The following is a 26,915-nucleotide window of genomic DNA, read 5'->3' on the forward strand; positions in this document are numbered from 1 at the left end:
GCCATCGCCTGACAATGAGGGCAGCCCTATATTGTTATGTGAACCCTGACAGTGAATACAGGATTACAGGATCTAATAAAAACCTTTATGCAAAGCAGCCTACTTTCTATTATCTACCTGATCGGATCTGTTACTTTTATTATCGGACTTAAAATGCTGAGCCATCCGGCAAGTGCCCGTAAAGGCAATCTGGTGGCGGCGGGAGGTATGACACTGGCTATACTGGGTACTATTTTCCTGTATGAGAAAGAGGGGGTACGTCTACATAACTATGGATGGATATTCGGAGGGCTGGCCATCGGTGCTTTTGTGGGGGTATTGGCGGCCAGGAAAGTGAAAATGACCGCTATGCCCGAGATGGTCAGTTTGTTCAACGGAATGGGGGGGGCCTGTGCTGCGCTCATCTCTGTGGTAGAGTATAATCACCTGCTCTCGTCGCAGCAGATGCCGGCAGGGTTGTCGCTGATCATCCTGTTGGGGTTGATTATCGGCATTGTCTCCTTTGCCGGAAGTATGATCGCCTGGGGAAAATTGAATGGAAGTATCAGGGACTATTCTTTCAAAGGGCAACATATTTTCAATCTGGTGATCCTGGCGGTACTGCTGTTATTAGCGGCTTATCTGGTCGTGATCGCCGGTAATACCGGTGCTGTTTTTACCCGGGCACTGTTCTTTTATACCTTACTGTTATTGTCAATCGTCTATGGGATCTGTTTTGTAATGCCTATCGGCGGGGCCGACATGCCGGTGGTGATTTCCCTGCTGAATTCCTTTACAGGTGTTGCAGCTGCCTGTGGCGGTTTCCTTTATGACAATCCGGTCATGCTGACTGGGGGGATACTGGTAGGTTCTGCCGGTACGATACTTACAATACTCATGTGTAAGGCTATGAATCGTTCTCTTAAGAATGTACTCATCGGCTCGTTCGGTGGTACGAAAGCGGGCGCTTCAACAGGAGTGCAAGGTGTATATAAGGCGATCAGTCTTTCTGATACAGCGGTGGTACTGGCTTACGCCAACAAGGTGATGATCGTTCCGGGATATGGCCTGGCAGTGGCGCAGGCGCAACATGTATGTCACGAACTGGAAAAATTACTGGAGGAAAGGGGGGTGGAGGTGAAATATGCGATCCATCCGGTTGCGGGCCGCATGCCCGGACACATGAATGTATTGCTGGCGGAAGCGGATGTATCGTACGATAAACTGTTGGAAATGGAAGCGGCTAACAGTGAGTTCCCGACGACCGATGCAGTGTTGATATTAGGGGCTAATGATGTGGTGAACCCCGCTGCCAAACACGATCCCGCCAGCCCGATCTATGGCATGCCCATCCTGGAGGTAGAGCTGGCCAAAGCCGTTGTTGTTAACAAACGTAGTATGAAGCCCGGTTACGCAGGTATAGAAAATGAATTGTTCTTTCAACCCAAGACATCTATGCTATTTGGCGATGCCAAAAAGGTCCTGCAGGAGTTGCTGACGGAGATACGAAATGTATGATGGGCTGCTAACTTTATTTCCGTAATTCCTCAAAGGATTTTTACTTTGCTGAAAAAAAGCGTTGGCCGTATTACCTGAAGATTTTATAGCAACCCTCCCTTCATTGCCAGGTATGCAACTGGCATCCTTTCTGGAAGTGCATGCGCATCCTGGCAGAGTGACCTCTCTTCGATTCAATCCCTATAAGACGGATATATCTAACCGGCAACGTATTATAGCTGCCATGGAAGCGACTGCCTCGCCGGTACCCTGGAATGGGCTGGGAGCGTATCTTTCCCAGCGTCCGTCCTTTACGCTGGATCCTTATTTTCATGCAGGCGCCTATTACGTTCAGGAGGCATCTTCTATGTTCACGGGCTATGCTTTGCAACATACCTGTGCACTCTCACAACCCCTAAAAGTATTGGACCTTTGTGCGGCACCCGGAGGTAAATCGACCCTGATACAATCCCTGATCTCAGCAGATAGCCTGCTTGTTGCCAATGAGGTGATAAGGCCAAGGGCAGCGTTGCTGGCAGATAATATAACCCGCTGGGGCGCAGCGAATGTGGTAGTGACCAATAATGATCCCCGGGATTTTGCCCGTTTACCGGGTTATTTTGACGTTATGGTCGTAGATGCTCCCTGCTCGGGTTCCGGTCTTTTCCGGCGCGATCCGGAAGCTGTGAAAGAATGGTCTCCTGAAAATGTGATGCTTTGCAGCCAGCGGCAGCAGCGTATTTTAGCCGATGTGTTACCCGCGCTGCGTGAAGATGGCACATTGATCTATTCTACCTGCTCGTATTCCCGGGAAGAAGACGAAGACATCATGGAGTGGCTGGCTACGCATGAGGCCCTGGAAAATGTACCACTTCCTGTACCGGCAGACTGGAATATCGTTACTACTGAGGTGAATGGTATGCAGGGGTATCGTTTTTATCCCGATAAGATACAAGGGGAGGGATTTTTCTTGTCCTGTTTCCGCAAAAAACAAGGCGGCCATTTCCAGCCAGGTAAACAGCGGAATGCGCTTAATACCATTGTCAAAAAAGATATTGAAAAGTTACAGCCGTGGATACGATCAGCGGCACCGCTGGCGATGGTGGAACACCAGGGAGAGGTGTTGCTGTGGCCGGAAGTGATCGCACCCGCAATAGCGCTGCTACAACAGCATTTATACTTGCGTAAGGCAGGCGTAAAGGCCGGGCAGCCGGGCAAGGAGCTGATACCTGATCATCAGCTGGCAGTGAGCTTGCTGGCGGCACCGGAGATACAACGTATATCCCTTACCTTGGATCAGGCATTGCAATACCTGCGTAAGGAAGATCCGCAACTGGGCAGTGTCGGAAAGGGCTGGGCCCTGATGTGTTATGAAGATATGCCATTGGGGTGGGCCAAGTTACTGCCCAATAGGATGAATAACTATTATCCTAAAGAACTGCGGATACTTAAACAATAATATGGCACATTGCTTGCTGCTGGTCGTCTTTGAAAGATATATACACACAACAAAAGGCACTTTCTGTCGTTAGGGATATCGAACTGATTTATCAATTTTTACACATATATTCGTTGCCGGAAAGTATAAAATGAGTTAGTATGGTTAAATCGATTATGCCTGTTTTGGCATTTGTATTGAGTGCTGCTACGGTGCAAGCACAAGATACATTGGAGGTACAGGGCACCACACCAGATCTTTATGTAACGCACGCGGTCAAAAAAGGAGAAACCTTCTATAGTCTGGGCCGCGCGTACGGACTACCCCCGAAAGAAATTGCTGCAAAGAATAACCTGGCCTTTGATCAGGGTTTACAACTCGGACAGCATGTCCGTATACCGTTGACAGGTGCAAACTTTTCGCAGGCCGGAGATGTAGGAGCACCTTCTTATCGTCCGGTATATCACCGGGTAGCTGAAAAAGAAACACTTTACCGCATCAGTGTTAATTACAACAAAGTAGCGCTGGATAATGTACGGCACTGGAATAATCTTAATGGTGATGGACTGAAAAAAGATAGCTATGTGATCGTAGGATGGGTGAAAGGTAATGGCTCATCGGCGGTGTTGGCAGCCAATACACCGGCACCGGCACCGGCACCTGTTGTCAAACAGACACCAGCTCCTGTATCTGCGCAGCCAGCACCAAAACCACAAGAGACGGTTAAACAGGATAGCAATGTCAGCACACCTGCTCCGGTAGCCAGTAAGCCGGTGACGACTCCACCGCCAACACCTACGGCACCTGCTCCAGCGCCCTCTTCGACCCCACCTGTTACAGTGGCCTCAGATGCGAGCTTTGAACAGTTGTATCAGCAGCAGGTAGGCAATGGAAAAGGAGTAACGACGGAAAAAGGTCCTGGTTCCTGGTTTAAGAGTAATGCAGGCCCGGGCAAGTACTATGCCCTTCATAATACCGCCGCCAGAGGTACGATCATCAAGGTGACCAATCCGCTGAATGGCCGTGCTATCTATGCGAAGGTGCTGGATGCTATTCCCCAGCTCAAAACAAACGCCAACCTGATCATCAAACTCAGCGATGCAGCGATGTCTGCGTTAGGCACTAACGAGACAAAGTTCTATTGTGAACTGAGTTACGATGACTAAAGATATTTTTCAATCCATAAAAAAAGGCCCGTGATCCTGATCATGGGCCTTTTTTATGCATCGTTGGGAATTGGGCTTAACTATTTATTTATACACACCTGGTAAATAAATAATGGGGTTTTACGACATTTGACACAGTTAATGAACAACCTATATTTTGATTTATGAGACATCTGTACCTATGTACCTTGCTGATTATCGTTTGTTGTCTGTCAGTTTCTGCACAAAACAAATTTCCGACTTCTGGTGCTGTTGGGATTGGTACCACTGAGCCGAGTGCATTATTACATGTAAATAATGGTAACATCAGGCTGACGAACCCTTCCGTATATCCTTATGGCGTCAATATTGACCTGTCATTGACTGGCAACTGGGCGCGGGAGTTCAGTTTTTCTGCCAATAGCAACGGAAAACTCTTCTCGTTGGGTGCCTTAAGCGACAGTGCTGGTTTTATTTACGGATATATCGGCGGTAATACCGTTGAGAATACTGCCTATCGTACTCCCTGGATGGTATTTAAGAGTAACGGTTATATCGGGATCAATAATAAGACACCCAATGCACAGCTGGAGATCAGCGGAGGACCGGTATGGACTTCCAATGGCTGGACAAAATCCCTCAAACTGCAGAATGGTGCAGCCGTCGAACTAGCGGGGAGTAAAAGAACCTTCGGCCTGGGTACGTCAGGAGATAAATTATATCTTTTTAACATTCAGCCTGATGGCAATGCCGCTGCTCAGTATTTCCTGGTAGCCGATGGCAATACCGGGAATGTGACGATTGGTAACGTAAATACAGATTACAATGGCAATAATTATAAACTGGCGGTGGATGGTGCTATCGGTACGCGTAAGATCCGTGTTCAGCAAGGTGCCTGGTCCGACTTTGTATTTCATGACAACTATGATCTGCCCAAATTATCTGCGGTGGAAAAATACATACGTGAACATAAGCACCTGGAGGGGATACCTTCAGAAAATGAGGTAAAAAAAGACGGGATAGATGTAGGTGAGATGAACAAGTTATTGCTACAGAAAATAGAAGAACTGACCTTACATATTATCGAGCTGAATAAAAGGCTTGAAAAAGTGGAAGCAAAACAGCTATAAAGAAAAAGGCCCGGATGCACTACAGTACACCGGGCCTTTTTCTTTATGTGTGATGGGAGTGATCTATTCAAAACGATATCCTCTCAGGAAGGCGACGATATCCATCCGTTTTTTGCCTTCCAGCTGTAATTCTTCCAGCTGAATATAGCCATCAGCAGCGGCCATCTTCAGGAATGTTTTCTGATCGCTTACTACCGTGCCAGGTGCTTCTTTCGGAGCAGTATGGTCTTTGGTGGCTTTAAATATCTTTACGCTCTTACCATGCAGTTGTGTCCAGGCAGTGGGATAGGGACTAAGTCCTCTGATCAGGTTGTAAATGTGATCCATTGGTTGTTGCCAGTCGATGCGGCAATTCTCTTTGAATAGTTTGGGTGCATGCTTCAGTGTGTCAGGGTCCAGATGGGCTTGTGGAGTACCTTCCAGGGTATCATTACAAAGTGCATCTACTGTTTTGAGTAATACGCCTGCACCTTTTTGCATCAGTACGTCATGCAATTCTCCGGCAGTTTCATCTTCCCGTATTTCCACTGTATCGCTGAACAGTATATTGCCGGTGTCTATTTCGTGTTGTAAACGGAAGGTGGTGACACCGGTCTGTTTTTCTCCGTTGATCACTGCCCAGTTGATGGGCGCTGCACCTCTGTAATTGGGCAGGAGTGAAGCATGTACGTTAATAGTACCCAGTGGGGGCATATCCCATACTGTTATCGGCAGCATACGGAATGCTACTACGACCTGTAAGGTCGCATTGAGGCTACGCAGTTCTTCCTGGAATGCCGGGTTCTTTAGCTTTTCCGGTTGCAGCACTTTCAGTCCTTTGCTGACCGCGTATTTTTTAACCGCACTTTCCTGAAGTTGCAATCCTCTGCCCGCTGGTTTGTCGGGAGCCGTGACCACTCCCACGACATGGTAGCCATGCTGTATGAGTATATCCAGGGAGGCCACCGCAAAGTCGGGTGTTCCCATGAATACGATCCTTAAATCTTTCTTATCTGTCATATTATAGTGTCGTAAAGGCGTGAGGCAATGCCTGCAAAAATACGGTATTAACGGCTCATTCGAAATCAGGATATAGCAGGTAACGTTTCCGTATTTCTTTAAACGCGGTAATAGCGGGTTGCCAGCTCTGCCGGATGCTGGCTTCACTTTTACCAGCTTTGATCTGTTCCTGCAAGGTGCTGTTGCCTGCTAGTTTATTGAAGAAATTATTAAAAAAGCCCGCTTTATCGGGATACTTACTGTAGGCTTCGAGTAGCCATTTCAGCTGCAGCTGATGATTGTTTTGAGGGGAGAGGGCGGCTGCATCCCGGGAGAGGTCATAGCCATTACAACGTTGCCCTTTCAGTACCGGATCTTTGGCACCTGGCAGGCTACGAGGGGTAAAAGTATATGCGGTAGCGGGGAACTTAGGATGTCCAAATACCTGGAAAGGCTTGTCGGTACCTCTTCCCAGGCTGAATACAGTGCCTTCAAACAGGCAGAGGGAGGGATATAAATAGATGGCTGCCATATCGGGTAGATTGGGAGACGGCTTGACCGGCAGGCGATACAGGGTGCGATGGGTGTATTGCTGGCAGGGGATGACCATCAGCTGGCATTGCAGTTTGTTTTGCAGCCACTGTTCACCATTGAGCATGCGGGCATATTCACCGGTGGTCATACCGTGTACGATGGGGATGGGCTGCATGCCTACAAAAGACCGGAAGGAGGTATCCAATACCGGTCCATCCACATAATGACCGTTTGGATTGGGCCGATCTAATACGATGAGGGGTTTGTTGTAAGTGGCGGCGGCCTCCATCAGTTCCTGCAAGGAAGAGATATAGGTATAGAAGCGGGCGCCTGCATCCTGGATGTCAAAGATCAGGACATCCACATCCGCGAGGTCTGCGGCATCTGCTTGCCGGTGTTTGCCATACAAGGATACGATGGGAAGTCCTGTCTGTGGATCGGTGCTGTTACCTACTTTCTCTCCTGCATCTGCCTGTCCGCGGAAGCCGTGTTCAGGGCTGAATATCTTTTTGATGTTTACTTTCAGCTGCAGCAGGGAGTCTACCAGGTGACGACGGCCCAATGTAGCGGTCTGGTTGACCAGCAAGGCTACACGTTTACCTTCCAGGAGTGGGAGGTAGGCGGCGGTCCTTTCGGCACCGGTGATCACCGGCGATTGTGCATGTGCCAGGTATGTCATGCAGAGGAGCGAGCCGCAAAACAACAGGAATTTGTTCATAAGTAGTGAATAGCTAAGCAGTAAAAATAGTAAATTGTTTACACTCGCGAGAAAGCTGCAGCAGAGGAGTTTTGAAATATCGCTACCGTACTGTAGTGCAGGAGCAGTAGCGATTTTGACTTTATACTATTTTACTTACCTTGCGGGTATATTCAGATAACACTTAATAATTTTTATTTATGCAAGCAGTAAAAAACGGGGATACAGTGAAGGTGCATTATCACGGCCGTCTCACCAACGGAACAACTTTTGATTCCTCTGAAGGCCGTCAGCCACTGGAGTTCAAAGTGGGCGCGGGCATGGTTATCAAAGGATTTGATAATGGCGTGCTGGATATGAAACCGGGTGATAAAAAAACCGTACATATCCCTGTTGTTGAGGCTTACGGCCCCAAAAACGAAGAGTTGATCATGGATTTCCCGAAGGCTAATATCCCGGAGGATCTGAAGCCTGAGATAGGTATGGAGCTGCAGATGAGCAACCCTCAGGGCAATGTATTTCCTGTGAAAGTGGTAGCTGTGAAAGATGAATTCATCACCCTGGATGCCAATCACGCACTGGCTGGTGAAGACCTGGTATTTGATATCGAACTGGTAGAGATCGTATAGTTTGTCAGACCATAATAGACCGGGCTCCTGCATGAGATGGATGATTATCGTCCATATAGCTGCAGGAGCCCGGTGTTATTTAAGGATATTTAATCCTGCTCGTTGGGTAGGACGATCTCCATCGGTCTTTTCTGTTCATCGATCGCCACGAATATGAAAGAGCCGGTAATGGCCTTTTCCCGCTTACTGGAATACATTTGTTCCACGAAAACTTCCACCTCCACTTTCAGGCTGGTCTTACCTACATGCGAGACGGTGCCTACCAGCTCCACGATAGTTCCGTGTGGGATAGGCTTTTTAAAATCAATACGATCGGTAGATACTGTTACCATCCGCATGCGACTGAACCTTGTAGCTGTAATAAAGGCTACTTCATCCATCATATGCATGGCTGTACCGCCGAATAAAGTGTCATAATGGTTCACCGTATTTGGAAATACAGCTTTAAAGATCCGTGTTACGGAATGCTCAATTTGTTTCTCGTACATATTCATCTGTTAAAGACTGCCCGGGGCAGTCTGGTGTGTTGAAAGCAGGGTGGCTATCTGGCCGCAGTACAATGGAGAGAGGAGTGATCTTTTATCTTTTCCCGAACAATTTCATGACCCTGGATACTTTGTAACGAAATCCTTGCTGACGATAATTGTTTTTGATCTCTTGCAGACAATTTGCACAGAGACAGCCGTTGAATTGTTCACTGATATGCTGCCGTTCTGCTATTGTCAGGGTGACTTCCTGGCATTGGCAACGCAGGATAGAGCCTACGCGGCATTCAAAAGTAGCCGCACAGCGAGGACAACTTACGGTTTCATGATCAGCCATAATGTGCAAATTTAAGTATTAATCGGCAGTATGTTTTTCAGCAGGTCAAACGGTCAGCAAAAGCTTCCTCTTATTACGACGATATATAGCCGCAAAAAAGAGGAAGCTGTTATGGGGCCTAGTTCACTAATACCGCGCTTCTGCTTTGAACAGCGGCAGCCACCATGTTACGGAGGGATTGCTCTGTTTCCGGCCAGTTACGGGTCTTCAATCCACAGTCGGGATTTACCCAGATGTTACGGGCCGGCAGCAGTGTGCTGGCTTTCTGTAGTAAGCTGGACATTTCTTCTACTGTTGGTACACGGGGAGAGTGGATATCATATACGCCAGGGCCGATCTCGTTAGGATACTTGAAGCGGGCGAATGCTTCCAGCAGTTCCATCTGAGAGCGGGAGGTCTCGATCGTGATAACATCCGCATCCATTGCAGCGATGCTGTCAATGATGTCATTGAACTCAGCATAACACATGTGAGTATGGATCTGTGTATCATCCAGTACGCTACAAACAGCAATACGGAATGCCTGTACTGCCCATTGCAGATAGGCATCCCAATTGGCTCTTCTTAATGGTAAGCCTTCTCTTACAGCAGGTTCATCTACCTGTATCACTCTAATACCGGCTTTTTCGAGATCAGAAACTTCATCGCGGATAGCCAGTGCTATCTGGAAAGTTGTATCTGCACGGGGTTGGTCATTGCGTACGAAAGACCATTGCAGGATGGTGACAGGCCCTGTCAGCATTCCCTTCATGGGCTTTTTGGTGAGCGATTGGGCATAGCTGCTCCAGGCTACTGTCATCGGATGTGTACGTTGCACATCGCCGTAAATAATGGGTGGTTTTACACAACGGCTGCCGTAGCTCTGTACCCATCCGTTTTGGGTGAATACAAAACCTTCCAGCTGCTCGCCGAAATATTCCACCATATCATTACGCTCAAATTCGCCATGCACCAGTACATCCAGGTGCAGGCTTTCCTGCCATTTCACGGTCTCGGCGATCGCTGCTTTGATCCGCTGATGATATTCTTCGGAAGAGATAGTGCCTTTTTTCAGCTGTGCACGTAGCTGACGGATCTCTGCCGTCTGCGGGAAAGAACCGATGGTTGTGGTGGGGAACAGCGGCAATTGAAAGGCTACTTCCTGCGATTCCTGCCTTACATGGAATGGGCTCTTACGGGTAGCATGCGATTCGTCCAGTGCTGCTACCCGCGCTTTTACTGCAGGTTTGTGGATCAGCGGAGAATGCTGCTTTGCTTGCATCGCTGCCATATTAGCCGCCAGCGAGGTGTTGTTGCCGGTAGCAATCTGTGCCAGGTCAGCGATCTCATGCAGCTTCTGTTTTGCAAATGCCATCCAGTGTTTGATCTCCCTTGTCAATACCTGTTCGTCTTGTTCCAAATCCAGATCGTAGGGAGTATGGAGTAAGGAGCAAGCGCTGCTGATCCATACACGATCCTGGCCGATTGCTTGCACAGCTTCGTTGATCAATGCGAGTGATAGCTGATAATCATTTTTCCATATGTTACGGCCATCTACCACACCCAGCGACAGTTGCATACCAGCCGGCAGCTGTTGTAATACTGTGGTCAGCTGTTGAGGTGCGCGTACCAGGTCAATATGCAGGGCCTGTACCGGTAGTTGCAGCGCCGTTGCCAGGTTGTCGCCCAAGGCATCAAAATAGGTGGCGATCAACAGTTGCAGACCAGGTATAGCCTGGTGGATACGGTTGTAAGTATTGATATACAGCTGATGTATAGCCGGGTTGAGATCCATCGCGAGGTAAGGCTCATCGATCTGTATCCAGGTAGCGCCAGCTTCCTGTAGTGCGGTCAGCAGCTGCAGGTATACTGGTAGTAACTGCTCCAGCAAACTATGTAGGTGCAGGGAGTGATCCTTGATCTTACCAAGCAACAGGAATGTCAGGGGGCCAATGATTACCGGTTTAGTGTGGATACCGAGGCTTTTCGCTTCGCGGAACTCCTCTACACATTTATGGCTTAACAGCCGGTATTGCTGGGTAGTATCGAATTCGGGGACCAGATAGTGATAGTTGGTATCAAACCATTTTGTCATCTCCATGGCGGTAATGTCGAGCCCGTTTTTCTGATAGCCCCTGGCCATCGCGAAATACAGCTCCAGGCTTTGGGGACTGGCCAGCCGCTCCAGTAATGGCTTGAACCTGGCAGGGATTGTACCCGTCATCAGACACATATCGAGCACCTGATCGTAGTAAGAAAAATCGTTGGAAGGGATGAGGTCAATACCGGCCTGCTGCATCGCCTCCCAATTCTGGCGGCGGAGCTGACGGGCAGTAAGTTGTAGTTTTTCGAGGGAAGCTGTGCCCGCCCAATAAGCCTCGTTGGCTTTTTTTAGTTCCCTGCCGCTACCGATACGCGGGTAGCCTGGTACGTTTGTTAACATACGGGTACGGTTGTTTTAAGTGAAAAATACCGGTATTACTACGCGTACACTTGCCGAAGGGAGCTGGCAGGATAAAGGAATGGAACAGTAACAGGCACACGATGCCTGTGGGGGGAAGTACTGCCAATTGCCTGAATAATGCTTTTTTTCCGCGAAGCATACATCAATTTGTTTACGGCAAGTCTCCTGGCTTGTAACGGCTATGACCACCCTTCTCATCCCTAACAGGGATAATGGGTATCGTTGGTCATAACCTTTTTCAAAGGTTACTTACAGTTGCGCGTCAGCCCGTGATTTTCACACGGTTCCTTTTTAATCCCGGTCACAGACCGGAAACCGCAAACAGCATTGAGTGTGTAAAGAACCATTACAAATATAGGATTTAAGCGCGTAATATCCGGTACCACGTCCTATCTGTCTGTTTTTGTTATCTCTTTCTTTAGCGCCTGGCAGATAGATAGCACAGCAAAAAAAATCCTTAGGTTTGTAAAATGTTTACAGATTACCAATATACCGTAGTGGACCGGTTTATCCGCTATGTACAGATAGATACCGAATCGGATCCGCTGAGCCATACCTATCCCAGCACAGAAAAACAAAAGGAGCTGTCCCGCCTGCTAGTACAGGAACTACGGGAAATGGGGATCGAAGATGCGGTATTGGATGAATACGGATATGTCTATGCTACCATCCCCGCGAATACCGACAAAACCGTACCTGTGATCTGTTTCTGTTCGCATGTCGATACCTCCAGCGATTGCAGCGGAAAGGATGTAAAACCGATCATCCATCATCAGTACGATGGTACGGATATTATCCTGCCGGATGACGACACACAGGTGATCCGTGCAGCCGAACATCCTTACCTGGCTTCCCGCAAAGGAGATGATATCATCACTGCGAGTGGTACTACGCTGCTGGGTGCCGATGACAAGGCAGGCGTGGCAGAGATCATGGATGCTGCCCACTTCCTGCTGCAGCACCCCGAGATCAAACATGGCGCGATCCGCATCCTCTTTACCCCCGATGAAGAGATCGGAAGAGGCGTGGACAAAGTGGATATGCAGCGATTGGGTGCTTCTTTCGGCTATACGATGGATGGAGGTGAGCGGGGATCAGTGGAAGATGAGAACTTTTCCGCTGATGCCGTAAAGATCACTATAAAAGGGGTAAGTGCACATCCGGGATCCGCCAAAGGTAAGCTGGTAAGTGCCATCAAAATAGCGTCGGAGATCGTAGATGCGTTGCCGAAAGAGATACTGTCTCCCGAGACGACAGAAAACCGCCAGGGATTCATTCATCCCGTACGTATACAGGGAATAGTTGAAAAAGCCGAGATCGACTTTATCATCCGTGATTTCACCACACCGGAACTGGAGGGACATGAGTTTTACCTTCGTCGCCTTATGGAACATGTTATGAGCAAGTATCCTACCGCTATCGCTACTTTCCAGGTAACAGAACAATACCGTAATATGAAAGAGGTACTGGATAAGCATCCGCAAGTGACCGTCTATGCTGCTGAGGCTATGAAAAGAGCTGGTGTGGCACCGCTCAAGATGATCATCCGCGGTGGTACAGATGGCGCCCGGCTTTCTTTCCTGGGCTTGCCCTGTCCGAATATATTCACAGGGGAAATGGCCTTGCACAGCAAGCATGAGTATGTAAGCATACAGGACATGCAAAAAGCCGTGCAGACCATCGTCTATCTGGCACAAATATGGGAAGAGCATAGCTAAGTACTAGAATTGCTGGTTATTGCGTTTAAACTTTAACTATTTTATTAGTACCTTACCCTATTATTGCTTCTGAAATTAATACTTTTGCAGGGTTAAAATTTTATTCATGCTCTTAGGACTTGTTACTTTACTGCAGGATACTCTGCTGGCGCCAAAAGCAGACACTGTAGCACATGCAGCCACTGCTGCTACCGGCGCTGCCCAGGAAATGAAACTGCTGGATATGCTTTCGAAAGGTGGTGTGCTGATGATACCATTAGCTGTACTCTCCCTGGCAGCAGTATACGTTTTTGTAGAGCGTTACCTCGCTATCGCCAAAGCAGGTAAACTGGAAGACAACTTCATGCCGATGATCCGGGATCATATCACCACCGGCAATATACAAGGTGCCCGCTCCCTCGCTAAAAATACCTCCGGTGCCATCGCCCGCATGATCGATAAAGGTATACAACGTATCGGCAAGCCCATTGACAACATTGAAAAGTCTATGGAAAATGTGGGTAAACTGGAAATATACAAGATGGAAAAGAACCTGGTCATTCTCTCTATCATCGCAGGTATCGCTCCCATGTTCGGGTTCCTAGGTACTATCGCCGGTATGATCCAGACGTTCTTCAATATCTCCATCACCTCCGATATTACTCTGGGTACGATCGCCGGTGGTATCTATGTGAAGATGATCACCTCCGCTACCGGTCTTATCATCGGTATCATTGCCTTCATCGGTTATAGCTTCCTGAATGCACAGATAGATAAAGTGATCAATAAAATGGAGTCCTCCTCTGCAGAGTTTATCGATGTGCTGCAGGAGCCAACCCGCTAACGATCCTTCACCGCTTTCTAATTTTAACGCTTAACGACAGAACGTATGAACTTACGCAGCAGGAGAGGCAAACGGCATGTGGAAATGCACAACTCAGCATTGAACGATATCTTGTTCATATTACTGCTGTTCTTCCTCATCGTATCTACGCTGGCTAATCCTAACGTGATCAAACTCACACTGCCCAAGGCGAAAAGCAATACCAAGGCAAAACAGACCGTAGTAGTCAGCATCAATGATAAACGCGAGTTCTTCGTAGGGACCAACAGGGTACCCTTCGAGAGCCTTAAACAAATGCTGGTACCCGCTCTCGTAAGAGAACAGGTAGACCCTACTATCGTTATCAATGCCGAAAAATCCGTGCCTGTCGAAGATATCGTCAAGGTCATGGAAGTAGCCAGGGAGATAGGGGCTAAAGTAGTACTCGCCACCGCCAATCCCCTCCGCAAAGACTAATCACTGGTAATAGCTGATATATAAAAGGAACCAACTGGTTCCTTTTTTTTATTTTAGCATTTATTCAATACAAATGGACATCTTCACCACCCCCCGACTCAGGATCAGACAGCTGACCCCCACCGATGGGGATTATTGGTTCCGGATCAACGGAGACCCCGAAGTCATGCAGTTCATCCGCCCGGTGCAAAAACGCGAAGATTCTGATCTCTTCCTGCTGGAAAATATATTGAACTATGAGATCTTTCCTGCCTATGGCCGCTGGATAGTAGAAGACAGGCTCAATGCAGCCTTTATCGGTATGCTGATGATACGGCCCCTGCAAGGCCGACCGGAACTCGAATTGGGATATGCGCTCGAAAAGGGAAGCTGGGGTAAAGGATATGCGACCGAGTTAGTGAAAGGAGCATTGGAATACGCTGTTCATCAGTTAAAACACCCGGGTATCATCGCGCTCACCGATCCGGGCAACAAGGCCTCTCAACAGGTATTGTTGAAATGCGGCTTTGCTTACGATCAGGATATGTTTGTTGATGGTAAACTAGCCCGCTTATATAAACTGTCGTAGCAGGCTAGCATAGCACTATCTGAAGGCCTTCACCATCCGGTCCTTTCCGAAGATATCCTTCCGCAGCGTTGGCTCCCGGAAGCCTTGGGCAGTTAGCAGTGTAATCACTTCCTGACCATATGCTTCGTTGATCTCAAAATAAAGCGTGCCCCCGGCCTGTAGTTTGTGCTGCGCCAGTGCTCCGATATGCCGGTAAAATAACAAGGGGTCCTGATCGGGTACAAACAGTGCCAGCGCAGGCTCAAATCCCCATACCTGCTGTTGCATATCCGCCTGTTCTTCCTGCCGTATATAAGGTGGATTGCTGACGATCACATCAAACAAGGGTAGGTTTTCCACGGCCGTTTCCTCCAGTATATTGACCTTTTCAAAATGAACGGCCTGTTGGAGTTTAGAAGCATTCAGCGCCGCTATCTCCAGTGCGCCAACGCTTACATCAATGGCCCATACCGTAGCGGAAGGGCATTCCTTTTTGATGGCAATGGGAATACATCCGCTGCCGGTGCCGATGTCCAGCACATGGGCCGTCTCCCGGCCGGCGGTCTGCAGCTCTTCCACTATCCAGGATACCAGCTCTTCCGTTTCCGGGCGGGGGATCAATACATCCGGGCTAACAGTGAACTCCAGCCCGTAAAACCAGCTGCTGCCGGTAACATACTGTACCGGCTCTTTACGGAGCAATGCCTGCAAGGCCGTCTCTAGCTGCTGTTGCTGCGGTGCTTCCAGCGGCCGGTCTTTATATACGACACGGTCCAGCCGGCTCATACCCGTTATATGTTCCATGACGATATGTGCGATATTGGCCGCTTCCCGGTTGTCGTACAAGGGGCTGATCGTGTGTATTATATAGGCAAAAGCGGCTTGAATGGTCATGGTAATAGCTTGCAAGGAATTAATAGTCAAAGGAAAATAGCGGCTGAAACGATATTTTTGCAAAAATATAGTGTTTGCTACCATGGACCATATCACTGACGAAATATTTATGCGCCGCTGCATCACCCTGGCAAAACTGGGGGCCGGACATGCCGCACCTAACCCAATGGTAGGCGCTGTGCTGGTGCATGAAGGTCGTATCATAGGAGAGGGATATCATCGCCAATATGGGCAAGCCCATGCGGAAGTCAACTGTGTACATAGCGTAACGCCGGAAGACCGGTTGCTGATCCCCTTGTCTACAATGTATGTGAGCCTGGAGCCTTGTGCTCATTTTGGTAAGACACCTCCCTGTGCAGACCTGATCGTCCATGAACGTATTCCACAGGTGGTCATCGGTTGTGTAGATACCTTTTCCAAAGTAGCAGGCAAAGGTATCGAGAAAATGACCGCCGCCGGCATACAGGTGCGCACCGGCATCCTCGAGCAGGAATGCCGCGAACTCAACCGCCGGTTCTTCACTTATCATGAAGCGCAACGACCTTATGTCATCCTCAAATGGGCACAGGATCCGAATGGTTTTATCGCAGGGCCGGACAAACAGCCGGTGAAGATATCCAATACCTGGAGCAATCGCCTCGTCCATCGCTGGAGAAGCGAAGAAGCCAGCATACTGGTGGGCACCGGCACCGCACTGGCAGATAATCCAATGCTTAACAACCGCCTGTGGACAGGTAAAGATCCGCTGCGGCTGGTAATAGATCGCTCCCTTAAAGTACCGCCGACCCACCACGTGTGGGATGATAGTATACCGACCCTGTTCATCACCGAACAGGTGCCTCCTGACACCTATACACAGACTTCCGGTATCCGCCTGGATTTCGGACAACCTATACTACCGGCCTTATTGCAACAATTGTATGAAAGACAGGTATTGAGCGTCCTGGTAGAAGGAGGCGCATATGTATTACAACGTTTCCTGGAGGCCGGCCTGTGGGATGAAGCTCGTGTGATCACCGGGCAGCAATATGTCGGTCCCGGTACCGCGGCGCCCGTATTACCCGGATATATACCACAGCGGGAAGAATGGCTGGAAGGAGATAATATCAGATATTACAGACGTAAATAGTCGCCGCTTAGTGCACGACTGCAAATACAGGAATGGAGACATACTTTACAATAGAAAAAACAGCTACCGCTGAATTCAAAGACAGAGGCAGCAAGTTCCTCGCATACGCTTTCCCGGTCAAGACCGCCGAGGAAGTGAAAGAACGATTGCTGGAAGTTAAAAAAGAACACCCCAAAGCTACCCATCACTGCTATGCCTACCGCTTAGGCACCGACGGCCTGCAATACAGGACCGTAGACGACGGCGAACCTTCCGGTTCTGCCGGCAAACCCATATTAGGACAAATAGACAGCAAACAACTGACCGATACTTTCGTAGTGGTAGTCCGCTATTTTGGGGGTACCCTGCTGGGGGTACCCGGCCTGATCAACGCTTATAAATCAGCCGCAGCACTGGTGTTACAGCTCATACCTGCTATACAGAAAAACGTAGAGATCAGATACCGGCTGAGCTTCGACTATACCACCATGAATGAAGTGATGATGGTCGTAAAACAGACCAACTGCACCGTACTGTCGCAGGAGTTACAATTATTCTGTGAGATGGAGATTGGTGTGCCCAAAGCCAGCGAAGAACTGGCGATGCTCCGGCTGGGAGATATACAGGGGCTGGTCGTAAAACGTAAATGATCTTTGCTAATGTTTTATAAGCGACGATAGGTCGCTGCCAAACAGGTATTTGCTCAAGGTGTTGAGATGCTTTTCTGCACCCGTGATGTGGAAGGTCCGGTGGTAATGGTCATGATGCCCGCCGGGAGTAAGCCGCATAGCAGGAGAGGAGCTTTCCATCTCGTAGAAGTTACCGAGTGGTTTCACAGAGTCCGAAGGAGGACCGTCATTATACGCATTCACCGCATCCCCATGATAAGGATCTGCCTGTTGCTCCCAGGCACTGTTCACATACAACAATGGTTTGGCAGGTAATGTAAACTGTATGATCGTCAGCACATGATTGACGGCATCATAACTACCCATGTAATTATAGCTGTTATGCTGTTTTACACCTATCTTACTACGATAGGTAGCATCTGCCTTGAACAGGATGACCTTTTCGTTTATTGTTAACCGTTCCTTTGGAACTTTACCGAAGTAGTGATCGTTTACTAGCCCTGTCTCCTGCGATTTACCTTTGTAGGGAATGATCACGGTAGTGGCCGGAGACGCAGGGAACATTCCCAGTATCCAGATGGAGGGAAGTCCATGTGCAACATCCCAGGTGTTATGCCCGGTATTGGTGACTACGTTGGCACTTTGGTAGGCGACCGCTTTGAGGGATTTATGTAGGTCTACTCCCAGGTAATTAGGAATATCCTTCCGCGCGATCAGTGTGATGGTACGGTCTACCTGCAGGTTAAATACCGTTCCCTGGTAGTTGGTCAGCTGCATCTTTTTCTGTAGTACGATAGCGGCTTTTTGCTGGCTGATCACGGTAAAGGGCTCCGTATCCAATGGTGCAGGCGTCTGCCAGTGTTCGCGGTCGAACGGGCTGCCAGGTGCAAAGAATAATGCATACTGGCCACCTTCAGGGCCCATCCAGAAACGATCTTCTCCGCCGTAGGCGTTGATGTGCGGTTGTGGCTGTCCATCCTCGACAAGGTCATAGTTGATCCAGCCATAACTACGACCGGTATCGCCGGTAGCCGTGCTGGTCATCACCCGTCCCTGCCAGGCGGGTACCACCACGATAGCCGATTTGCTGGTACTATCTTTCAGCACGATCGCATCCATATGCTGCTTCAGAAAACTGACATCACCCCCAAACGTAATGGCCGCAGCTTGCAAGGTAGCTTGCTGGTTACCGGAAGAAGCGGGCTTTTGTTTACAGGCAATAAGACTGTAACAAAGAGAGAGCGCCAGGATTTTTCCGGTATAGTTACGCATGCATTTGGTTTTTCGTGATAGGAGTATGGATATAAAACACCCTGCAGATAGCGTATCCGCAGGGTGAAAGTAGTATTATTTGAAGCGGGTACTTACGACCAGGTCTTTACTACCCGGGGTGTATTTATAAAATCCTTCCCCGCTTTTAGCACCAAGATAACCGGCAGTTACCATATTGACCAGTAAAGGACATGGAGCGTATTTCGGATTGCCAAAGCCATCGTGGAGTACTTTCAAAATAGAGAGACATACATCCAGCCCGATAAAGTCTGCCAGTTGTAAAGGCCCCATTGGATGTGCCATGCCGAGTTTCATCACTGTATCGATCGCTTCCACTCCGGCGACACCTTCATACAAAGAATAGATTGCTTCATTGATCATGGGCATCAGGATGCGGTTGGCAATGAAGCCCGGATAGTCGTTCACGACACAGGGTACTTTATCCAGCTGCCGGCTAAGGGTAACGATATGCTCGGTCACTTCCGGAGCGGTAGCATAGCCGTTGATGATCTCTACCAGTTTCATGACAGGTACCGGGTTCATGAAGTGCATGCCGATCACCTTCTCCGGGCGTTTGGTAGCCGCGGCGATACGGGTGATGGAGATAGAAGAGGTATTGGTCGCCAGGATGGTATCAGGTGCGGCTGCCTGGTCCAGCTCGCGGAAGATCTTCAGTTTGAGATCGATATTTTCCGTTGCTGCTTCTATTACCAGCGCTACCTCTTTTACGCCGTTGGCGATATCCGTATACGTGGTGATGTTTTTAAGTGTCTGAGCTTGCTGTTCAGCATTGATGGTGCCTTTGCTGACCTGTCTTTCGAGGTTCTTGCCGATGGTGGCCAGGGCTTTTTCCAGGGCAGGAGCAGCCACATCTATGAGGTTAACGGAATGGCCGTACTGTGCAAACACGTGGGCAATACCGTTGCCCATAGTACCAGCGCCTATTACTGCGATCTTTTGCATGGTGTATAGATTTGTGCTTAATACCACGAATTAAAGTGAATTATGCGACAATTCAAAGCTTACACTACTGTAAAAGCTTCCGTGTGCAGCCACTGGCAATGCCATGTCAGCCCGCAGCAGCCAAGAAAATAATAACCGTAAATATGCAGGAACAAATCAGGTGTTAGTCATCTTTCCGTTTAAAATCCCCTCGTTTCCAGGCTTGGATAAACTGTGCCCAGGCCAGCGGATTAAAGATATTCTGTGGAGGCACCTGGCCGGCATAGTAAAGCGATTGTGCCTGCTTTTGCAGGAACATATTCACCCCTTCCCGTCCGTCGATAGGGGTATAACGTGCCAGGGCACGTATGCGGGCCATTTCAGTATTCTTGCGGGCGATCTCATAGGCATCGTCCGGGATATCCATAGAGGCAAATGCTTTTTCAAACTCTTCTTTGGTAGGATATGGTTTGATGATGGTCACCGGCAGATAAGTCGTGTCTTCTACCAGCAGCTGTATCATGGAGAAATTATTGCCTTGCAAACCGTTTGGTATCTTATAATCCTTTCTTTTAAAGCCTACAGCACTGAAAGAGAGGGTATCGCCTTTAAAGGCAACGATAGAGAACACCCCCTGGGAATTGGAAATAGTACCACGGCCCTGTCCTCTTACCAGTATACTCACTGCCGGGATCGCCCGCAAGCTGTCTGCCGTCATGGTAAGACCGGATATCTGGATGATGCTATCTTTAAACTGTGTGATCTGCGCTTTGACAAAAAACGGTGACAGTAATAATACCCAAAACAGTATGTAGGAACTCTTCTTCTGCATGCGGCCCTAAGATAAAGAAAATTGTAGGAATGTCTCCGCCGCTGCTATCAAGGCATAGACAAAAACTATACAAATATTAAGACAAATTAAGTTTCAATTGGGTTAACTTTGCTGTCTGAAATCAAATTTAACAACAATTTATGATCACGAAAGAGCAGATACTACAGGCCCTGAGTAACGTGGAGGAACCCGATCTGGGGAAGGACCTGGTGACGCTGAACATGGTGAAGGACATAGAGATAGATGGCAATGAAGTTAAGTTTACAGTAGTACTGACCACACCGGCATGCCCTATGAAGGACATGATCCGTAATGCCTGCGTAAATGCGGTACATCACCTCGTTAGCAAAGAGGCAAAAGTACAGGTGAATATGACCGCTAACGTAAGCTCCAACCGCAAAGACGCCAGAGCTACCTTACCCAACGTGAAAAATATCATCGTAGTGGCTTCCGGTAAAGGTGGAGTAGGAAAATCTACTGTAGCGGCCAACCTCGCCCTTGCACTGGCTGCCGATGGCGCTAAAGTAGGCCTGATGGATGCCGATATCTATGGTCCCTCCGTTCCCATTATGTTCGGCGTTCGTGGCGAACGTCCTATGATGGTAAACGTAGAAGGCAAAGGCATGATCGTTCCCCTGGAAAAATACGGCATCAAGGTCATGTCCATCGGACTGCTGATAGACGAAAGACAAGCAGTAGTATGGCGTGGTCCTATGGCCAGCTCCGCCCTCAAACAGTTCATCACCGATGTATACTGGGATGAACTCGACTACCTCATCATCGATATGCCTCCCGGTACCGGCGATATCCACCTCACCCTCGTACAGACCGTACCTGTCACCGGTGCTATCATGGTCACCACCCCACAGGATGTAGCCCTTGCTGATGCCAAAAAAGGTATCGCTATGTTCAGCGGCTCCCAGATCAAAGTACCTATCCTCGGTCTCGTCGAAAATATGTCTTACTTCACACCCGCCGAACTGCCGGATAACAAGTACTACATCTTCGGAAAAGATGGGGGTAAATACCTCGCCGAAGACCTGGAAATACCCTTCCTCGGACAGATACCGCTGGTGCAAAGCATCCGGGAAGGTGGCGATGATGGAAAACCAGCGATGCTCGGCGACGACAAGATCAGCAAGCAGGCATTCATGGAGTTTGCCGGCAATGCTGCCAGAAGTATCGCCATGCGCAACGCAAACATGGCGCCCTCCAAGATCGTAGAGATCGTACAATAGTACGACCGCCCATAAAATAACAGGAGAAATGGAAGGTGCAACGCCCCATCCATTTCTCCTGTCGCTTTTATAACCTTTTGCACTATCCGCACCTGCATTGGCAGTCATCATGATCGTATAGGGTGCAACGTTATCTTTCGGTAATTACAGGGTAAATACTTTACCTCCTACCATCACCTCTTGTGTAGCTTCATCAAAGGTGGCTTTCTCTCCGGTGCGATACGCTGCCGTACCCATAATCAGCGCAATAGAGTGGGAGTAGGCCGCTTCTATCGGCGCGTTGGGTTGCTTACGGGCCCGTACACTCTCCATCCAGTTCTGCACGTGCGCATCCGTAGTAGGATCGCCGCCGGTGTTGGCGCCGGCAGCTACAGACGCTGCTTTGCTTACTAATGTCATCTCCGGCAGCTGGTTGGCATGCAACCCCATTTCCTGCGCTTCCCGCTCCGTCAATCCACCGGTAGGTGTTATTTTGTTGTTGGCCATATCAATGGTACCACCATTAGAAAAGTATACTTCTTTGGTGCCACCTGCTGAGTTATGGAAACGGGAACTGTATACTACCTGGAAGCCGGTAGATGGATCATTCTGCGGACCGTAGTCAAATACTGCTGTCAGCGTATCTGCATTGGTACGGCCGTCTTTCCACATATAGATGCCGCCGTTGGCCACCGCGCTGCGCGGATGTTTGAGGCCGCTAAACCAGTGTACGGTATCGATCTGGTGAGTCATCCATTGCCCGAATATACCGGAAGAGTAAGGCCAGAACAAGCGATATTCCAGGTACTTACGTGGGTCCCAGCTATCCTGTGGACGACCCGCCAGGAAACGTTTCCAGTCCGTATCCGATTCTTTGATCTGTTTTACCAGCTCCGGCCGGCGCCAGCGCCCTGGCTGATTCACATTCCATGTCATCTCTACCATCGTGATAGGTCCGAACTTACCTTCCTGTATGAACTTCGCTGCCGCATGATACCCCGGGCCACTACGGCGTTGGGTACCTACCTGGAAGATCTTGCCCGATGCTTTCACCGCTTTCAGCGCATCACGGGCGTCTTTCATCGTCTCCGCAAATGGTTTCTCACTATACACATCACATTTCGCTTTCACCGCCTCTATCGTGTGATAAGCGTGCTGAAAGTCAGCAGATGCAATGATCACCGCATCCAGGTCCTTGATACGATACAACTCGTCGTTGTTCATACAGGCCTGTACTTTGTGCCCTGCACGTTGCTCCAGGAAAGCTTTGCCTTCCTCCCGGCGACGGCTCCATATGTCCGACACGGCGATCATGTCAAAGTTCAGCTCCTTATGATGATTGAAGAAACAAGGCAGCAATGCCTGCCTGGCCCGGTCTGAAAAACCTACCAATCCTACATTGACACGATCATTAGCGCCTAATATACGCGCATAGCTGCTTGCCGGCATACCCATAGCACTGATCGTAATACCAGCGCCACCCAGCAGCGACTGCTTCAGGAATTCACGGCGTGATTTCGTTGACATTGACATCTTATTTGCGATTTAGAATTTTTACTTGGAAGTATATCCTTTATCATATGCGGCGGCCAGCTGCTGCTGCAGGTAAGCGATGGCCGGCCCGCATTCTGCCGCTATATTCCCCCAGCGGGATTCTACCATGATACGGCCCTTAAAACCGATCTGCTTCAACGCCGCAAAGTAAGGCCGGAAATCATCCCCGGCCACTCCCGGTGCCGTCCGTTTCTCCCGCTCCGCAATATGACAGTGTACCAGGTTAGCCCCCGCTTTTTCAATACTGGCAGCAGTCTCTCCTTCTTTTAACATATGATAGATATCCGCTGTCAGCTTAAAACGCGGATGCGCAATAGCAGTCACCACCTCGTTAGCTTCCTGTAAGGTGTTGATGAAATTGGTCTCCGTACTGTTGAGATTTTCCATGGCGATAGTACAATCATAACGGGCGGCGATCTGCGCCATCTTGCGGCACAACGCGATAAAGGCCGGTTTGGCTTCCGCCGGCGTCATCCCGTCGGGCAGCTTACGCGCTCCGCCACTGCCCAGTACGATCAGCCGGATGCCCGCTGCCCTGGCCCGCTGCATCACCGTATCCACATATCCCAGTACCCGCTCCTCCTGCACTGCCGGCCCTACGATCTTGATCTCTGCCGGGATAAACAGGTTACAGGTCTCGATCTTGCAACGCGAACGCCGCAACTGCGCCACCTGCTCCCGGAATACAGACGCCTCCACCGATGGGGATAACAACTTGCGCACCGTCTCCTCGATGTATACAAAACCAGCCGCATATAAAACACTGTCATTGTCATAACTGGTCGCTACGCCCAAAGCAGGATACCGCTTTTGTGCATTCGATTGCAATATGCTGGCAATAATGACGAAAACTAGTAAGAGGAATCGCTTTTTCATATACGTGGAACGAAGATTTATCGCTGATTAGTGGAAAGAAAAGTTAGCAACTATATTCCGAAAATCAAAATCCGGGGGCAGATTTACTGAAAGGAGAGAAAATAGTATTACTACCGGTGCATAACGGCACAGCGGTAGTAATACAGCTAATTGTTTAACGGGTCAGGTTCTGTAGCAGGGATTGGGTCTGCTCGAATGATTGGTGGTGAAAAGCATTGATACCCAGCTTTTCTGCTGTCTTTACCAGCATCAGCCGGTCGTCAAAATAATAACATTGCTCCGGCCTTGCCTGTGCGATACCCATCGCCAGCCGGAATATCTGCGGGTCCGGTTTACGCAATCCCACCTCGCACGAAGACACAAACGCGTCAAAACATTGATGCAGTTTGAACTTCTCAATACGATAGTCATTCAATTCCTTGCCTTCATTGTTGATCGAAATGATACGGAAACCACAATCCCGCCGCCACTCTTTCAACCATGCCAGCATACCCGGTAGCTCTACGGAACGGGAAAACATAAAGGCCTTAAAATCCTCCCGCGTAAAATCCCGGGGATGATTAAACACCACCGTATCCAGGTATTGATCCAGCGAGATACTGCCGATCTCATACACATTGAAAATAAAATCATGCAAAGTATCCATCTCTGCATAGTTCAATCCAAACTCCTTGGCGGCCAGTTCCCGGGACTCATGCCCCCAGCCGTTTGACAACAATACACCGCCTACATCCAGGAAGAGTATCTTTAATGCTGATTGATTCATAGTGTCAATTCTTTTATGTAAAAACAGCGCAAATACGTAGGCTGCTGATAAGTTAAGTTAGTGCTTTTTCACGGGCAATATCAATGCTATCTTCGGCAAACAAATATTTCCGGGTGCGCCACAATATGCTTAACTTGACCTCAAATGAAAGCGACAGTTGTACAAAGTTTTGTTCAGCCAACTCCGGAAACGTTACGTACCCTTCTTCCAGAGAGCGCACTTATAGCAGCGGAGTTATTTATAGCAGTCTATTATATATGTTTCGTTCACTTGCAATGATTAAGTTTTACTTAACTTTGCGCCCCAAATTTATCTAATTATGAACCGACAGGAACTGGTACAGCTTATCAAGGAACGGCAATCCTATCTTTGCGTAGGACTGGACACAGACATACAGAAGATCCCTAAACACCTGTTGTCTCACGCAGACCCTGTATTTGCTTTCAACAAGGCCATCATCGATGCAACGAAAGACTTGTGCGTAGCCTATAAGATCAATACAGCTTTTTATGAATGTATGGGTATCCGCGGCTGGGAAAGCCTGCAACGTACCGTAGAATATATTCCCTCCGGTATCTTCACCATCGCAGATGCTAAACGGGGCGATATCGGCAATACCTCCGTACAATACGCAAAAACATTCTTCGATACTTATCATTTCGATTCCGTTACCGTCGCTCCCTATATGGGAAAAGACAGCGTAGCGCCCTTCCTCGGATTCTCCGAAAAATGGGCTATCGTACTCGGTCTTACCTCCAACGAAGGCAGCCAGGATTTCCAGCTACAACAGGCGGGTGATGAACTGCTTTACGAAAAGGTGATGAAGACCTGCGCTTCCTGGGGCACACCCGACAACATGATGTTTGTCGTAGGCGCCACCCATGCAGAACAATTAGGCGCGATCCGCCAGCTCATACCCGACCACTTCTTCCTGGTACCGGGTGTAGGCGCTCAAGGCGGCAGCCTGCAGGAGATCTCCGCACATGCCATGAACAAAGATTGCGGACTGCTGGTCAATGCCAGCCGCTCCATCATTTATGCCGGCAACGGAGAAGACTTTGCCACCGATGCCAGACAAGCAGCACAGGCACTCCAGCAGGAAATGGCAGAATACCTCATGCAAATGGCTTGATAAAAAGAATTTTATTTTCCCATCTTCCGGAGGGTACGTTCATCGTGACGTACCCTCTTTTTTTATTGCATCTTCTCCGTTTTATACCTATTTTATTGCTTTGTCACACATAGGTACTGTACTTGATAAAATCAAGCATACTTCACCCTTAAAACCATGGAAAATGCATCGTTTTACCATCGCTTCAATCACTAACTGTCTGTGCATACTGTTGCTAACGGCCAACGTATATGCACAACAGATCGACATTGCAGAACAATTCAATAAAGCACGCGTAACAGTGGTCAACAGAAAAGTAACCTTGATAAAAGGAGATGGCCGCCACAAAGGAATACACCTCAACGAACAGCCGGGTGCCGGCATCATCTGGCTTAATGATACCGACTTCTCAAATGGCACCATCACCTTCGAAGTAAAAGGGAAAGATGTGTTGCAGAAAAGTTTTGTAGGACTGGCTTTTCACGGCACCAACGATAGTCTGTACGATGCCGTCTATCTCCGCCCTTTTAACTTTAAAGCACCTACGCAGGATCGCAGAAATCACGCCGTACAATACATCTCCCTACCGGGATATGATTGGGAAATACTACGCAACCAGTTTCCCGGGAAATACGAAAAGCCCATCCATCCGGCACCGGATCCTAACCAATGGGTCAAAGTGCGTATCACCGTCAAACATCCGCAGGTTAGCGTATATATCAACGACGAAAACACCCCTTCCCTGGTGATAGAACAGCTGAGCAAACAAGGCACCGGCAAGGTGGGCTGCTGGGTAGGTAACAACTCCGGTGGCGAATTTGCCAACCTGCAGATCACTCCCTCCGAATAACTGATACTGCGAACAAATAACAGAAGGC

The 26,915-nt window shown here is 48.8% G+C and carries 26 protein-coding genes and 1 riboswitch; of the genes, 14 read left to right on the forward strand and 12 right to left on the reverse strand.

All coding sequences use genetic code 11. The features are described from left to right. Positions 1 to 87 precede the first annotated feature (87 nt). From KTO58_RS02490 to KTO58_RS02505, 4 genes are all read left to right on the forward strand, one after another. Positions 88 to 1,497, forward strand: a complete 1,410-nt coding sequence (locus tag KTO58_RS02490; RefSeq protein ID WP_095841741.1) for an NAD(P)(+) transhydrogenase (Re/Si-specific) subunit beta — start codon at positions 88 to 90, stop codon at positions 1,495 to 1,497. A 61-nt stretch (positions 1,498 to 1,558) separates the two neighbouring features. Beyond that, on the forward strand, positions 1,559 to 2,935 hold the full coding sequence (locus KTO58_RS02495; RefSeq protein ID WP_095840898.1) for a methyltransferase RsmF C-terminal domain-like protein: 1,377 nt from the start codon (positions 1,559 to 1,561) through the stop codon (positions 2,933 to 2,935). Between the two features lie 140 nt (positions 2,936 to 3,075). Then, positions 3,076 to 4,080, forward strand: a complete 1,005-nt coding sequence (locus KTO58_RS02500) for a DPBB and LysM peptidoglycan-binding domain-containing protein (RefSeq protein ID WP_225860019.1) — start codon at positions 3,076 to 3,078, stop codon at positions 4,078 to 4,080. A gap of 164 nt (positions 4,081 to 4,244) precedes the next feature. Further along, complete coding sequence (locus KTO58_RS02505; protein ID WP_095840896.1) at positions 4,245 to 5,189, forward strand: hypothetical protein; 945 nt, start codon at positions 4,245 to 4,247, stop codon at positions 5,187 to 5,189. 63 nt (positions 5,190 to 5,252) lie between these two features. Here the strand turns inward: KTO58_RS02505 and fmt are convergent, their stop codons facing one another. Both fmt and KTO58_RS02515 read right to left on the reverse strand, forming a co-directional pair. Then, positions 5,253 to 6,188, reverse strand: a complete 936-nt coding sequence (gene fmt / locus KTO58_RS02510; RefSeq protein WP_225860020.1) for a methionyl-tRNA formyltransferase — start codon at positions 6,186 to 6,188, stop codon at positions 5,253 to 5,255. A 55-nt stretch (positions 6,189 to 6,243) separates the two neighbouring features. Then, positions 6,244 to 7,419, reverse strand: a complete 1,176-nt coding sequence (locus KTO58_RS02515) for an exo-beta-N-acetylmuramidase NamZ family protein (RefSeq protein ID WP_095840895.1) — start codon at positions 7,417 to 7,419, stop codon at positions 6,244 to 6,246. Between the two features lie 179 nt (positions 7,420 to 7,598). On the opposite strand from KTO58_RS02515, the gene KTO58_RS02520 reads away from it, so the two are divergent. Beyond that, positions 7,599 to 8,027, forward strand: coding sequence for an FKBP-type peptidyl-prolyl cis-trans isomerase (locus KTO58_RS02520; RefSeq protein WP_225860021.1), 429 nt, complete (start codon positions 7,599 to 7,601; stop codon positions 8,025 to 8,027). Positions 8,028 to 8,116: 89 nt separating this feature from the next. On the opposite strand, the gene KTO58_RS02525 is transcribed toward KTO58_RS02520, so the two are convergent. From KTO58_RS02525 to metE, 3 genes are all read right to left on the reverse strand, one after another. Next, on the reverse strand, positions 8,117 to 8,515 hold the full coding sequence (locus KTO58_RS02525; protein ID WP_198315047.1) for an acyl-CoA thioesterase: 399 nt from the start codon (positions 8,513 to 8,515) through the stop codon (positions 8,117 to 8,119). Between the two features lie 91 nt (positions 8,516 to 8,606). Next, positions 8,607 to 8,849, reverse strand: a complete 243-nt coding sequence (locus tag KTO58_RS02530) for a cysteine-rich CWC family protein (RefSeq protein WP_095840892.1) — start codon at positions 8,847 to 8,849, stop codon at positions 8,607 to 8,609. A gap of 118 nt (positions 8,850 to 8,967) precedes the next feature. Next, positions 8,968 to 11,271 (reverse strand): 5-methyltetrahydropteroyltriglutamate--homocysteine S-methyltransferase, encoded by a 2,304-nt coding sequence (metE, locus tag KTO58_RS02535; RefSeq protein WP_225860022.1) that lies wholly within the window; start codon positions 11,269 to 11,271, stop codon positions 8,968 to 8,970. A gap of 159 nt (positions 11,272 to 11,430) precedes the next feature. Further along, positions 11,431 to 11,627: riboswitch (cobalamin riboswitch) on the reverse strand. Between the two features lie 135 nt (positions 11,628 to 11,762). Here metE and pepT point away from each other — a divergent pair. From pepT to KTO58_RS02555, 4 genes are all read left to right on the forward strand, one after another. Further along, the gene (gene pepT / locus KTO58_RS02540) at positions 11,763 to 13,010 is read left to right on the forward strand and encodes a peptidase T (protein ID WP_095840891.1); all 1,248 of its coding nucleotides are present in this window, start codon (positions 11,763 to 11,765) and stop codon (positions 13,008 to 13,010) included. Positions 13,011 to 13,116: 106 nt separating this feature from the next. Next, positions 13,117 to 13,833 (forward strand): MotA/TolQ/ExbB proton channel family protein, encoded by a 717-nt coding sequence (locus KTO58_RS02545; protein ID WP_095840890.1) that lies wholly within the window; start codon positions 13,117 to 13,119, stop codon positions 13,831 to 13,833. Between the two features lie 45 nt (positions 13,834 to 13,878). After that, entirely contained in the window at positions 13,879 to 14,289 is a 411-nt protein-coding gene (locus KTO58_RS02550; RefSeq protein ID WP_095840889.1) for an ExbD/TolR family protein, read from the forward strand. 73 nt (positions 14,290 to 14,362) lie between these two features. Next, positions 14,363 to 14,857 (forward strand): GNAT family N-acetyltransferase, encoded by a 495-nt coding sequence (locus tag KTO58_RS02555; protein ID WP_095840888.1) that lies wholly within the window; start codon positions 14,363 to 14,365, stop codon positions 14,855 to 14,857. A 15-nt stretch (positions 14,858 to 14,872) separates the two neighbouring features. On the opposite strand, the gene prmC is transcribed toward KTO58_RS02555, so the two are convergent. Continuing rightward, positions 14,873 to 15,793 carry a peptide chain release factor N(5)-glutamine methyltransferase gene (prmC, locus tag KTO58_RS02560; protein WP_198315046.1) on the reverse strand — a complete coding sequence of 307 codons (921 nt, stop codon included), beginning with the start codon at positions 15,791 to 15,793 and terminating at the stop codon, positions 14,873 to 14,875. Positions 15,794 to 15,812: 19 nt separating this feature from the next. On the opposite strand from prmC, the gene ribD reads away from it, so the two are divergent. Together ribD and KTO58_RS02570 are read left to right on the forward strand one after the other, a co-directional pair. Further along, on the forward strand, positions 15,813 to 16,859 hold the full coding sequence (gene ribD / locus KTO58_RS02565) for a bifunctional diaminohydroxyphosphoribosylaminopyrimidine deaminase/5-amino-6-(5-phosphoribosylamino)uracil reductase RibD (RefSeq protein WP_095840887.1): 1,047 nt from the start codon (positions 15,813 to 15,815) through the stop codon (positions 16,857 to 16,859). A 32-nt stretch (positions 16,860 to 16,891) separates the two neighbouring features. Continuing rightward, positions 16,892 to 17,488, forward strand: coding sequence for an IMPACT family protein (locus KTO58_RS02570; RefSeq protein WP_095840886.1), 597 nt, complete (start codon positions 16,892 to 16,894; stop codon positions 17,486 to 17,488). Between the two features lie 6 nt (positions 17,489 to 17,494). On the opposite strand, the gene KTO58_RS02575 is transcribed toward KTO58_RS02570, so the two are convergent. The 3 genes from KTO58_RS02575 to KTO58_RS02585 all read right to left on the reverse strand — a co-directional run bounded on the left by KTO58_RS02575 (position 17,495) and on the right by KTO58_RS02585 (position 20,513). Then, positions 17,495 to 18,739, reverse strand: coding sequence for a DUF6786 family protein (locus KTO58_RS02575; protein WP_095840885.1), 1,245 nt, complete (start codon positions 18,737 to 18,739; stop codon positions 17,495 to 17,497). A 75-nt stretch (positions 18,740 to 18,814) separates the two neighbouring features. Beyond that, positions 18,815 to 19,702, reverse strand: coding sequence for a 3-hydroxyacyl-CoA dehydrogenase family protein (locus tag KTO58_RS02580; RefSeq protein ID WP_095840884.1), 888 nt, complete (start codon positions 19,700 to 19,702; stop codon positions 18,815 to 18,817). Positions 19,703 to 19,865: 163 nt separating this feature from the next. Next, entirely contained in the window at positions 19,866 to 20,513 is a 648-nt protein-coding gene (locus KTO58_RS02585) for a carboxypeptidase-like regulatory domain-containing protein (protein ID WP_095840883.1), read from the reverse strand. Between the two features lie 140 nt (positions 20,514 to 20,653). Here KTO58_RS02585 and KTO58_RS02590 point away from each other — a divergent pair, with 140 nt between their 5' ends. Beyond that, positions 20,654 to 21,751 (forward strand): Mrp/NBP35 family ATP-binding protein, encoded by a 1,098-nt coding sequence (locus KTO58_RS02590; protein ID WP_095840882.1) that lies wholly within the window; start codon positions 20,654 to 20,656, stop codon positions 21,749 to 21,751. Positions 21,752 to 21,895: 144 nt separating this feature from the next. Here the strand turns inward: KTO58_RS02590 and KTO58_RS02595 are convergent, their stop codons facing one another. From KTO58_RS02595 to KTO58_RS02605, 3 genes are all read right to left on the reverse strand, one after another. Further along, positions 21,896 to 23,257: a Gfo/Idh/MocA family protein gene (locus tag KTO58_RS02595; protein WP_095840881.1), complete on the reverse strand. Its 1,362-nt coding sequence runs from the start codon at positions 23,255 to 23,257 to the stop codon at positions 21,896 to 21,898. Positions 23,258 to 23,284: 27 nt separating this feature from the next. Further along, positions 23,285 to 24,160: a sugar phosphate isomerase/epimerase family protein gene (locus KTO58_RS02600; protein WP_095840880.1), complete on the reverse strand. Its 876-nt coding sequence runs from the start codon at positions 24,158 to 24,160 to the stop codon at positions 23,285 to 23,287. Positions 24,161 to 24,314: 154 nt separating this feature from the next. Beyond that, positions 24,315 to 24,926, reverse strand: a complete 612-nt coding sequence (locus tag KTO58_RS02605) for an HAD family hydrolase (RefSeq protein WP_095840879.1) — start codon at positions 24,924 to 24,926, stop codon at positions 24,315 to 24,317. A 319-nt stretch (positions 24,927 to 25,245) separates the two neighbouring features. On the opposite strand from KTO58_RS02605, the gene pyrF reads away from it, so the two are divergent. Together pyrF and KTO58_RS02615 are read left to right on the forward strand one after the other, a co-directional pair. Continuing rightward, positions 25,246 to 26,058: an orotidine-5'-phosphate decarboxylase gene (gene pyrF / locus KTO58_RS02610; protein ID WP_095840878.1), complete on the forward strand. Its 813-nt coding sequence runs from the start codon at positions 25,246 to 25,248 to the stop codon at positions 26,056 to 26,058. Positions 26,059 to 26,221: 163 nt separating this feature from the next. Beyond that, positions 26,222 to 26,887 (forward strand): 3-keto-alpha-glucoside-1,2-lyase-like domain-containing protein, encoded by a 666-nt coding sequence (locus KTO58_RS02615; RefSeq protein ID WP_157753230.1) that lies wholly within the window; start codon positions 26,222 to 26,224, stop codon positions 26,885 to 26,887. Positions 26,888 to 26,915: the final 28 nt, after the last annotated feature.

The organism is Chitinophaga pendula (genome assembly GCF_020386615.1).
Lineage (GTDB): Bacteria > Bacteroidota > Bacteroidia > Chitinophagales > Chitinophagaceae > Chitinophaga > Chitinophaga pendula.

Coding starts and splice junctions, on each gene's coding strand:
- ribD (WP_095840887.1), top strand. CDS start 15,813: ATGGACCATATCACTGACGAAATATTTATGCGCCGCTGCATCACCCTG.
- KTO58_RS02590 (WP_095840882.1), top strand. CDS start 20,654: ATGATCACGAAAGAGCAGATACTACAGGCCCTGAGTAACGTGGAGGAA.
- KTO58_RS02570 (WP_095840886.1), top strand. CDS start 16,892: ATGGAGACATACTTTACAATAGAAAAAACAGCTACCGCTGAATTCAAA.
- KTO58_RS02600 (WP_095840880.1), bottom strand. CDS start 24,160: ATGAAAAAGCGATTCCTCTTACTAGTTTTCGTCATTATTGCCAGCATA.
- KTO58_RS02500 (WP_225860019.1), top strand. CDS start 3,076: ATGGTTAAATCGATTATGCCTGTTTTGGCATTTGTATTGAGTGCTGCT.
- KTO58_RS02530 (WP_095840892.1), bottom strand. CDS start 8,849: ATGGCTGATCATGAAACCGTAAGTTGTCCTCGCTGTGCGGCTACTTTT.
- KTO58_RS02585 (WP_095840883.1), bottom strand. CDS start 20,513: ATGCAGAAGAAGAGTTCCTACATACTGTTTTGGGTATTATTACTGTCA.
- KTO58_RS02605 (WP_095840879.1), bottom strand. CDS start 24,926: ATGAATCAATCAGCATTAAAGATACTCTTCCTGGATGTAGGCGGTGTA.
- metE (WP_225860022.1), bottom strand. CDS start 11,271: ATGTTAACAAACGTACCAGGCTACCCGCGTATCGGTAGCGGCAGGGAA.
- fmt (WP_225860020.1), bottom strand. CDS start 6,188: ATGACAGATAAGAAAGATTTAAGGATCGTATTCATGGGAACACCCGAC.
- KTO58_RS02490 (WP_095841741.1), top strand. CDS start 88: ATGCAAAGCAGCCTACTTTCTATTATCTACCTGATCGGATCTGTTACT.
- KTO58_RS02575 (WP_095840885.1), bottom strand. CDS start 18,739: ATGCGTAACTATACCGGAAAAATCCTGGCGCTCTCTCTTTGTTACAGT.
- pepT (WP_095840891.1), top strand. CDS start 11,763: ATGTTTACAGATTACCAATATACCGTAGTGGACCGGTTTATCCGCTAT.
- KTO58_RS02545 (WP_095840890.1), top strand. CDS start 13,117: ATGCTCTTAGGACTTGTTACTTTACTGCAGGATACTCTGCTGGCGCCA.
- KTO58_RS02555 (WP_095840888.1), top strand. CDS start 14,363: ATGGACATCTTCACCACCCCCCGACTCAGGATCAGACAGCTGACCCCC.
- pyrF (WP_095840878.1), top strand. CDS start 25,246: ATGAACCGACAGGAACTGGTACAGCTTATCAAGGAACGGCAATCCTAT.
- KTO58_RS02505 (WP_095840896.1), top strand. CDS start 4,245: ATGAGACATCTGTACCTATGTACCTTGCTGATTATCGTTTGTTGTCTG.
- KTO58_RS02550 (WP_095840889.1), top strand. CDS start 13,879: ATGAACTTACGCAGCAGGAGAGGCAAACGGCATGTGGAAATGCACAAC.
- KTO58_RS02520 (WP_225860021.1), top strand. CDS start 7,599: ATGCAAGCAGTAAAAAACGGGGATACAGTGAAGGTGCATTATCACGGC.
- KTO58_RS02580 (WP_095840884.1), bottom strand. CDS start 19,702: ATGCAAAAGATCGCAGTAATAGGCGCTGGTACTATGGGCAACGGTATT.
- KTO58_RS02595 (WP_095840881.1), bottom strand. CDS start 23,257: ATGTCAACGAAATCACGCCGTGAATTCCTGAAGCAGTCGCTGCTGGGT.
- KTO58_RS02515 (WP_095840895.1), bottom strand. CDS start 7,419: ATGAACAAATTCCTGTTGTTTTGCGGCTCGCTCCTCTGCATGACATAC.
- KTO58_RS02525 (WP_198315047.1), bottom strand. CDS start 8,515: ATGTACGAGAAACAAATTGAGCATTCCGTAACACGGATCTTTAAAGCT.
- KTO58_RS02615 (WP_157753230.1), top strand. CDS start 26,222: ATGCATCGTTTTACCATCGCTTCAATCACTAACTGTCTGTGCATACTG.